Consider the following 9,121-nt stretch of genomic DNA (forward strand, 5'->3'; position numbering starts at 1 on the left):
GTCTAGTTAGCGCCCGATGTCAGGTTTGCGGTGAACCACGACGGCGGTCACGTCGTCTTCCGCTGTTGCAGCAGGTGCCAGCTCAAGAAGGGCGGCGCACACTCCGTCCGACGTCCCTTCGCTCCGCGCGGCCTTTTCCACGTTCCGGATGAAATCCTCGAGTGAAGCATGGGCGTCCAGCACGCCGTCGCTGACAATGACCAGTGAATCGCCGGGCTCCAGTTGAAGCTCCGCAGCGGCCCAGTGCTGGCCGTCGAGGATGCCCACGGGAGGTCCGGCGGACACAAGCCTTTGCGCCGCCCCCTCGGCCGGGATGTGCAGCGCAAGGCCGTGACCGGCGTCGATATAGCTGAGTTTTCCGGACGGAGCGTCCAGCCGCGCATGGAACATGGTGGCGAACGAGCCGGACTGGTCCAGGTCCGACGCTATGGTGGTGCTGGCTGAGCCGAAGGCGGCATCGATGGCCGGGGTGTCCGCCACCGAACGCATCACGGCACGGACCGTTGCCGCGATCAGGGCCGCGCCCATGCCCTTGCCCATGGCGTCCGCGAACGTCAGGTGCATGCCGTTGCGGGTCTGGTACCAGTCGTAGAAGTCCCCACCAACGCTGCGGGTCGGGCGGAAGGCGCCGGCGACGTCGTATCCCTCAAGGCGGACCGTTTCCCGCGGGAGCAGGCTCTGCTGCACCACTGCTGCACGGGCCAGCTCGTCCGTTTGGCCGGTGTCGTCGGCCGCCGCTGCGGACGTGCGGGCCCGGCGGAACAGGGCCCGGATGCGGGCCTGGAGTTCCTTGGGGCTGAAGGGTTTGTTGATGTAATCGTCGGCGCCGATGTCCAGACCGTTGAGCCGGTCGATCTCGTCGGCCCGCGCCGTCAGCATGAGGATGTAGGCGTCGGAGAATTCGCGGAGCCGGCGGCAGACTTCCATGCCGTCAATGTCCGGAAGGTTCACATCCAACGTCACGAGTTCTGCGTTGGTATTGCGGACTGCTTCGACGCCGGACAGGCCGTCCGGAGCTTCGGTCACCACAAAGTCGAGCTGCTCGAGGACGAGGACGAGAAGTCCGCGGATGTCGGCGTCATCTTCGACGACGACAGCATGACGCACGGGTGAGGAAGAGACCATGGCTCCATTAACTACTGCTGCCGGGTTTTTGTCACGTTTAGTCAAGGCATATGAAACGCCCGCTCACAGAAGTGAGCGGGCGTTACAAGAATTGTGCAGTTAGGTGAGAGAGGGATCCGCTCAAGCACGCGGGAGGTGAGAGAGCGATCCCCTCAAGCACGCGGGAGGTGAGAGAGGGATCCGCTCAAGCACGCGGTAGGTGAGAGAGGGTTAGACGCCCAGTTCTTCCTTGAGCGCCTGGACGTGGCCCTGCGCAGCAACCTGGTACTGAGTGAGCTTGACGGTGCCTTCGCCGTCCAGGACCACGGTGGAGCGGACCAGGCCTTCGACGATTTCGCCGTCAACCAGCTTCTCGCCCCAAGCGCCGTAGGAGAGGGCCACAGCGTGGTTCTCGTCGGAGAGGAGCGGGAAGGTCAGGGCAAATTCACCAGTGAACTTGGACAGTGCTTCCGGGGCGTCCGGGGAGATCCCGATGACGTCGTAGCCCTTGCCCTGCAGGCTTGCGAGGTTGTCGCGGAAGTCGCAGGCCTCGGTGGTGCAGCCGGGGGTGGCTGCCTTTGGGTAGAAGTACACAATGACGTTGCGTCCGCGGTAATCGGACAGCGAGACCTTGGTGCCGTCGGCGTCGAGAAGCGCGAAGTCAGGTGCTTGCGTTCCGACGAGGAGTTTCTGGGTCATGGCGATCCTTTACGTTTCACCGGCAAACAGCCGGCCTTCATTTCAAACAACAGCGGTCATACAAATTGCGGGGCGTTGATCTTTTACAACAGCGAACTTAGATGCTGTATTCCGCAGGTCCGCGCACTGTGGCATAGGGGCCTGGCACGAACTGGTAGCCGCCACCACGGACGGTGGCGACGGTGTGTCGGGCGGAGCCTAGCTTCCGCCGCACCCTTCCAACATAAACGTCGATCGAGCGAAATGCCGCGCCGGGAAGGTCAAATGACTCCAGGAAACGTTGCAATTCTTCACGACTGATGGCCCGTGAGCAGTTGACCACGAGGTAGCGCAGCAGCTTGTATTCCATGCCAGTAAAGGAAACCGGCTCGCCGTCCAGCAGCACTACTTCAGCAGCGAGGTCCACCGCAAGTTGGCTGCGGCGGCTCGCCAACGTTACGGGCTCGATGGCGGTGCTGCCGCCCGCTTCGGTGTGGTCACCGGCGTCGGAAGCGGCCTCTGAACGCGCCTCCGCGAGGGCATCGGCGAGCGTCACTGTCGCTGTCTGCGGACCGTTGGTACCGGCGTCGGCGATGTCCTGCGGAGTGCCGCCCCAGGACGAATCGCCGACGCCGGAGTGCTCTGCCCCGGTGGCGGGCCAAATGCGGACTTCCGCCTCCGGGGCAAGTTTCATGGCGCGGGCCAGGACAAGGCGTGCGGCCCGCTCCCAGACTGCGGGATCGATCTCGTCGCCCTCAGCCGGGTTGACCCAAAGAGCCAGCCCGTGCGCGGTCAGACCCGGTGTAGTCAGGCCGTTCCGCCGACCCGTGGAAGCTCCGCGGGACGCGGGACCACGGGTGGGCGGTGGCCCGTAGGCATTGACTGCCATGGCAGTAGGCCTAAACGTTGCCGCGGCGGAGCAGCTTGCCGCCGGGGTTCTGGCCGTCGATCGCGGTGCCGCGCAGGTACGTCTTGCGGACGACGCCGGCAAGCGGACGGCCGTCGTACGGCGTGATCGGGTTCTTGTGCTTGAGCTTGGTGACGTCCACAACGAAGGCTTCGTCCGGGGCGAAGATGGAGAAGTCGGCGTCGTAACCCAGGGCGAGCTGACCCTTGTTGTGCAGGCGGGCCAGGGCGGCGGGCTTTTCGGCCATCCAGGAAACAACCTGCTCCAGCGGGATGCCGCGGTGGCGGGCTTCGGTCCAGATCAGCGACAGGCCCAGTTGCAGGGAGGAAACGCCGCCCCAGGCCACTGCGAAGTCACCGTTCTCCAGGTCCTTCAAATCCAGTGTGGAGGGGGAGTGGTCCGAGACGATGCAGTCGATGGTGCCGTCCTGCAGGCCCTTCCAGAGGAGCTCGCGGTTGGAGGCCTCACGGATGGGCGGGCAGCACTTGTACGCCGTGGCGCCGTCGGGGATTTCCTCGGCCATGAGCGTCAGGTAGTGCGGGCACGTCTCAACGGTGAGGTTGACGCCGTCGCGCTTTGCCGAGGCGATCATCGGCAGTGCGTCGGAGGAAGAGAGGTGCAGGATGTGGGCGCGGGCGCCGGTCCAGCGGGCGCGCTCGATGACCTCGGCGATGGCCTTGTTCTCGGCGCCGCGGGGGCGGGAAGCGAGGAAGGTTTCGTAGTGGTCGCCGCCGGGGTGGGGTGCGCGGTCGATCGCGTGGGAGTCCTCGGCGTGGACGATCATGAGGGAGTCGAAGGACTTGAGCTCAGCCATGTCCTCTTCCATCTCATCTGCATCGAGGTGCGGGAACTCGTCCACGCCGGAGTGCAGGAGGAAACACTTGAAGCCGAAAACGCCTTCGTCGTGCAGCGGGCGGAGGTCGCTCTTGTTGCCCGGGATGGCACCGCCCCAGAATCCGACGTCCACGAACGCCTGGTCCTTGGCTACGACGCGCTTCTGCTCCAGACCGTCCACGCTGGTGGTGGGCGGGATGCTGTTCAGCGGCATGTCGATGATGGTAGTTACGCCACCGGCAGCTGCGGCACGGGTGGCGGAGGCAAAGCCTTCCCACTCGGTGCGGCCGGGCTCGTTGACGTGGACGTGGGTGTCCACCAGGCCGGGGATGAGGGTTTCGTCGTCTGCGAGTTCGATGACCTCGTTGCCCGTCAGGCCGTTGCCCAGGGGTTCGATGGCGACGATGATGCCATCGCGGATGCCAACTTCGCGGGCTGCGAGGCCTGCGGTGGTCAGGATGCGCTGGCCCCGGATAACGAGGTCATAGGCGCCGATTGCTTCAGACATTGAGGTACTCCTTGTTTTCGGTCCGTTCCGCCAGGTACACGCCTATGTGCTTACCTAATTGTTCAAGCAACGGACCTGCTTCAGCGATACATTTTTGGACATCTTTTTCCAGATCGGTCAGTGCGTGGACCGTGTGGAAGCCGGCGTCGTTTAGTTGTTCCCGGCTCAGGGTACTCCGGCCGCAGACTGCGATCACGGGAACCCCGTTCCTCTGTGCTGCGCGGGAGACTCCCATGGGAGTCTTGCCGAGCAGGCTTTGCTCGTCCAGGCTGCCTTCTCCGGTGATCACCAGATCGGCGCCCTTCAGGCGTTCTTCCAGCTCAGTGAATTCAAGCACGACGTCGATGCCCGGCCGCCGCTCTGCCTTCAGTGCTGCGATGGCAATGTAGCCAACGCCGCCTGCTGCTCCAGCGCCTTCTGCCTTGGCTGCGTACTTGGCATGCTGCCCGGTTGTGGCCGCGAGGACGTCCACGAAGTGGCTCAGTGCCGCATCGAGGGAGGTGACGTCGTCCGGCGTCGCGCCCTTCTGCGGACCGAAGATGGCTGGGGCTCCGCTGGCCCCCAAGAGGGGATTGTCGACGTCGGACGCCAACACGAACTCCGTGGCCTCGACGCGGACGTCGAAGTTGGAGAAGTCGATGCTGTCGATATCCGCGAGGGCGGCGCCGCCGCCGGGGAGCTCGTTGCCGTTATCGTCCAGGAACACGGCGCCGAGGCCCTGCAGGACTCCTGCGCCGGCGTCGGTGTTGGCGCTGCCGCCGACACCCAGGATGATCTTGCGGCAGCCGAGGTCCAGTGCGGCGCGGATGAGTTCGCCCGTGCCGATGCTGGTTGCGGTTTTGGCCGTCTGGGACGTGGGTCCGTCCGGGAGGAGGGCGAGACCGGAAGCTGCCGCCATTTCGATGACAGCTTCCTGGTCCCGCACCGCGAAGTCGGCCTTCACCGGCTCGCCCAGCGGGCCGGTGACGGTGGTGGTCCGGCGGGTGAAGCCGGAGCCGATGGCGGCGTCGATGGTTCCTTCGCCGCCGTCGGCCACCGGAATGCGTGTTGCGTGAAAAGTTGACGCAGTAGCCTTTACCGATTCAAATCCCGCCAAGAGTCCTGTTGCCAGGTGCTTGGCGACGTCGGGCGCGGACAGCGAGCCCTTGAATTTGTCCGGGGCGATGACAACACGCATTCCGGTGCCTCCTTACTGTTTCTCTTAGGCCTTGGCCAGGATCGCGGTGGGTGCGTCCGCCGCGGTTTCTGCCAGCTCTTCGAACTCGTTCACGCCGTTGATCTCAACGCCCATGGAGATGTTGGTGATCTTTTCCAGGATCACTTCAACAACTACGGGAACCTTGAACTCGCCCATCAGTGCCTTGGCCTTGTCGAAAGCGGCAGGCAGGTCGTTCGGGTCCTCAACGCGAACGGCCTTGCAGCCCAAGCCTTCGGCAACCTTCACGTGGTCCACGCCGTAGCCGTTGGTCTCCGGTGAGTTGATGTTCTCGAAGGCCAAGGAAACGTTCTGTTCCATGTTGAAGCCGCGCTGGCTCTGACGGATCAGGCCCAGGTAGCTGTTGTTCACCACAACGTGGATGTACGGCAGGTTGAACTGCGCGCCCACGGCCAGTTCCTCGATCATGAACTGGAAGTCGTAGTCACCGGACAGGGCAACAACGGTGGCATCCGGGGTTCCACGAACAACGCCCAAGGCGGCAGGAGCGGTCCAGCCCAGCGGGCCGGCCTGGCCTGCGTTGATCCACTTGCGGGCACCGAACACGTGCAGCATCTGTGCGCCAGCGATCTGCGAGAGACCAATGGTGGACACGTAGGTGGTGTCGCGGCCGAAGGCCTTGTTCATCTCCTGGTATACGCGCTGCGGCTTGATCGGCACGTTGTCGAAGTTGGTCTTGCGGTGCAGGGAGCCCTTGCGCTCCTGGCACTCGGCAACCCAACCCGAGTAGTCCGGCAGGGACTTAGCTGCCTGGCGTTCGCGAGCCAGCTCCAACAGACCGTCCAGCGCCGCACCGGCGTCGGACGCGATGCCCAAGTCCGGCGAGAAAACGCGACCGATTTGCGTCGGCTCGATGTCGATGTGCACGAACTTACGGCCAGCCGTGTAGGTGTCCAGACCGCCGGTGTGGCGGTTGGCCCAACGGTTGCCGATACCGATAACGAAGTCGCTCTGCAGGAAGGTCTCGTTGCCGTAGCGGTGCGAGGTCTGCAGGCCAACCATGCCAGCCATCAGCTGGTGGTCGTCCGGGATGGCGCCCCAGCCCATCAGGGTGGGGATAACCGGAACGTTCAGGATCTCGGCCAGCTCAACCAGTTGGGCCGAAGCGCCGGCGTTGATGATGCCGCCACCGGCAACGATCAGCGGGTGCTGGGATGCGGTCAGCAGGTCCAGTGCCTTTTCCAGCTGCTTGCGGGAAGCCTTGGGCTTCTCGATGGGCAGGGGCTCGTAGGCGTCGATGTCGAACTCGATCTCGGCCATCTGAACGTCGATGGGCAGGTCCAACAGAACCGGGCCCGGACGACCCGAACGCATCAGCTGGAAGGCCTTCTGGAAGGCGCCCGGAACCTGGCCCGGCTCCAGGATGGTCATGGCGAACTTGGTCAACGGCTTGGCGATGGACTCGATGTCCACAGCCTGGAAGTCTTCCTTGTGCAGCTTGGCAACGGGTGCCTGACCCGTGATGCAGAGCATGGGGATCGAGTCTGCCTGGGCTGCGTACAGGCCCGTGATCATGTCCGTGCCTGCGGGGCCCGATGTGCCGATGCAGATGCCGATGTTGCCATCAGCTGCACGGCTGTAGCCGTCGGCCATGTGGCTGGCGCCTTCAACGTGGCGGGCCAGCGTGTGGCGGATGCCGCCGTGGGCACGCATTGCTGAGTAGAAGGGGTTGATCGCTGCGCCGGGCAGACCGAAAGCTTCGGTTGCGCCTTCCTTTTCCAGGATGGCTACGGCCGCATCAACGGTGCGCATCTTTGCCATGGTGTACTCCTTGTTTTTTGCCCTTTCGGGCGAAGTCTGTGGTGTTTTTGGGTGTGGTGAGGGAGCCGCCGTCGTTTATGCACGACGGCGGGTTCCCTGCTGTGTTGCTTGTTCCGCGCTGTTTGTTCCGGCTCCGCCGGAGCAGCTTACTTCCGGCCGCTGAGCTGGAGGACCTGCTTGAAGAGGCCCGAGTGGTCGAGGCCGCCGTCGCCCTGGTTGACGGTTGCGGCGACGAGCTGGGCGACGACTGCGCCGAGCGGGACAGCGACGTTGGCTTCGCGGGCTGCGGAGGTGACGATGCCGAGGTCCTTGTGGTGGAGGGCCAGGCGGAAGCCGGGGTCGAAGTTGCGGTCGAGCATCTTCTGACCCTTCTGCTCGAGGACCTTGGAGCCGGCCAAGCCGCCGCCGAGGACCTTCAGTGCTGCGTCGGTGTCTACGCCGTAGGCCTCGAGGAAGGCGATGGCCTCGCCGAGGACCTGGATGTTGACGGCTACGATCAGCTGGTTTGCAGCCTTGACGGTCTGGCCTGAGCCGGACGGGCCGACGTGGACGATGGTCTTGCCCACTGCGTTGAGGACATCCTGTGCTGCCTCGAAGTCTGCAGCTTCGCCGCCGACCATGATGGACAGGACGGCGTCGATGGCGCCCTGCTCACCACCGGACACGGGAGCGTCGAGCGGGCGGATGCCGGCCGCTACTGCGTCGTCGGAGAGGCGCTTGGCGACGTCCGGGCGGATGCTGGAGGCGTCGATCCAGATGCTGCCCTTCTTCGCGTTGGCGAAGACGCCATCCTTGCCGCTGACTACGCCCTCAACATCGGGGGAGTCCGGGACCATGGTGATGACGACGTCGGCGTCCTTGACTGCGTCCGCGATGCTGGTGGCACCCTGGCCGCCCTCGGAGACGAGCTTGTCGATCTTGTCCTGGCTGCGGTTGAAACCGGTGACCGTGTGGCCGGCCTTGACGAGGTTGATGGCCATGGGGAGGCCCATGATTCCGAGTCCGATGACTGCAACGTTGCTCATTGTGGTTCTCTTTCTGGGGAAGTCTGTATGTGTCTGGAGTCCGGGTGTTTTAACCCGGGTGTGCTTACCCAACTAGGTGACAGTAAGTGTCGTACTGAGTGCTCAGTGGAGCGTTTGCTGTTACCTAGTTGGGGCTGCGTTGCCTAGTTGGCGTTGGCGCGCTGGCGGATGGCCCAGCTGAAGGCCGATTCCTGCGGTTCCTTGTACTCGAGGCCGATGTAGCCGTCGTAGCCGAGTTCGCGGCTGCGGGCGATCCATTCGCCGAGGGGGAGGGTGCCGGTTCCGGGGGCGCCGCGGCCGGGGTTGTCGGCGATCTGGATGTGGCCGAAGTCCTTGGCATGGTTCTCGATGACGGATTCGACGTCGTCGCCGTTGACTGCCAGGTGGTAGAAGTCGGCGAGGAGCTTGATGTTCTGTGCACCGGATTCTGCCTTGACGCGGGCGATGACCTTGAGTGCGTCTTCGGCGGTGAGGAGCGGGTACTTGGGTGCGCCGCTGACCGGTTCGAGGAGGACGGTGCCGCCGATGCGGGCGACGCCTTCTGCTGCTGCGGCGAGGTTCTTGGCGGCGAGTTCGTCCTGCTCTTCAGGGGTGAACTCATCCTGGCGGTTGCCGTAAAGGGCGTTGAAGGCCTTGCAGCCGAGGCGCTCACCGATACCGGCTACGACGTCGATGTTGTCCTTGAACTCAGAGCAACGTCCCTTCCAGGAAACCAGGCCACGGTCGCCGCCGGGCATGTTGCCTGCGTTGAAGTTCAGGCCCGTGAGCTGAACGCCGGCGTCCTTGATGGCTGTTTCAAACTCTGTTACTTGGGCGTCGGTGGGGACGGAGGTTTCGAAGGGCCACCAGAACTCGACGGCGTCAAAACCGGCTGCCTTCGCGGCGGCGGGGCGCTCGAGCAAGGGCAGCTCCGTCAGGAGGATGGAACAGTTCACTGTGTACGTCATCGTAGGTCCTTCCGAGGAGGGGCTTGGATCTATCTTCCCTAGCTTGGCTGCTGCCTTGTTGCCTGGCCTCAGTTTCCGCTTTGTGGAATTTAGATTCTGCTTTATGAAAAGTTTAGAGAAGGTGGGGGTGGGAGTCAAGGG

At 64.0% G+C, this 9,121-nt stretch carries 8 protein-coding genes; all 8 read right to left on the bottom strand.

Annotated elements, in window-relative coordinates; all coding sequences use genetic code 11:
* Positions 1 to 6 precede the first annotated feature (6 nt).
* The 8 genes from GVL04_RS15755 to GVL04_RS15790 all read right to left on the bottom strand — a co-directional run bounded on the left by GVL04_RS15755 (position 7) and on the right by GVL04_RS15790 (position 8,980).
* Positions 7 to 1,125: a PP2C family protein-serine/threonine phosphatase gene (locus GVL04_RS15755; RefSeq protein WP_159706258.1), complete on the bottom strand. Its 1,119-nt coding sequence runs from the start codon at positions 1,123 to 1,125 to the stop codon at positions 7 to 9.
* Positions 1,126 to 1,335: 210 nt separating this feature from the next.
* Positions 1,336 to 1,803, bottom strand: coding sequence for a thioredoxin-dependent thiol peroxidase (bcp, locus tag GVL04_RS15760; RefSeq protein ID WP_159706260.1), 468 nt, complete (start codon positions 1,801 to 1,803; stop codon positions 1,336 to 1,338).
* Positions 1,804 to 1,900: 97 nt separating this feature from the next.
* Positions 1,901 to 2,671: a winged helix-turn-helix domain-containing protein gene (locus GVL04_RS15765; RefSeq protein WP_159706262.1), complete on the bottom strand. Its 771-nt coding sequence runs from the start codon at positions 2,669 to 2,671 to the stop codon at positions 1,901 to 1,903.
* 10 nt (positions 2,672 to 2,681) lie between these two features.
* A complete protein-coding gene (gene allB / locus GVL04_RS15770) occupies positions 2,682 to 4,031 on the bottom strand; it encodes an allantoinase AllB (RefSeq protein ID WP_159706264.1) in 1,350 nt (449 codons plus the stop codon).
* Positions 4,024 to 5,208 (bottom strand): glycerate kinase, encoded by a 1,185-nt coding sequence (locus GVL04_RS15775; RefSeq protein ID WP_159706266.1) that lies wholly within the window; start codon positions 5,206 to 5,208, stop codon positions 4,024 to 4,026. The genes allB and GVL04_RS15775 overlap by 8 nt, the downstream gene beginning before the upstream one ends.
* 24 nt (positions 5,209 to 5,232) lie before the next feature.
* Positions 5,233 to 7,008 (bottom strand): glyoxylate carboligase, encoded by a 1,776-nt coding sequence (gcl, locus tag GVL04_RS15780; protein ID WP_159706268.1) that lies wholly within the window; start codon positions 7,006 to 7,008, stop codon positions 5,233 to 5,235.
* Positions 7,009 to 7,154: 146 nt separating this feature from the next.
* On the bottom strand, positions 7,155 to 8,105 hold the full coding sequence (locus GVL04_RS15785) for a 2-hydroxy-3-oxopropionate reductase (protein ID WP_268825385.1): 951 nt from the start codon (positions 8,103 to 8,105) through the stop codon (positions 7,155 to 7,157).
* A gap of 71 nt (positions 8,106 to 8,176) precedes the next feature.
* A complete protein-coding gene (locus GVL04_RS15790) occupies positions 8,177 to 8,980 on the bottom strand; it encodes a hydroxypyruvate isomerase family protein (protein WP_089596273.1) in 804 nt (267 codons plus the stop codon).
* Between the last annotated feature and the right edge of the window lie 141 nt (positions 8,981 to 9,121).

The sequence above is a fragment of the Arthrobacter sp. 18067 genome (assembly GCF_902706295.1).
In the GTDB taxonomy this organism is placed as follows: Bacteria; Actinomycetota; Actinomycetes; order Actinomycetales; family Micrococcaceae; genus Arthrobacter.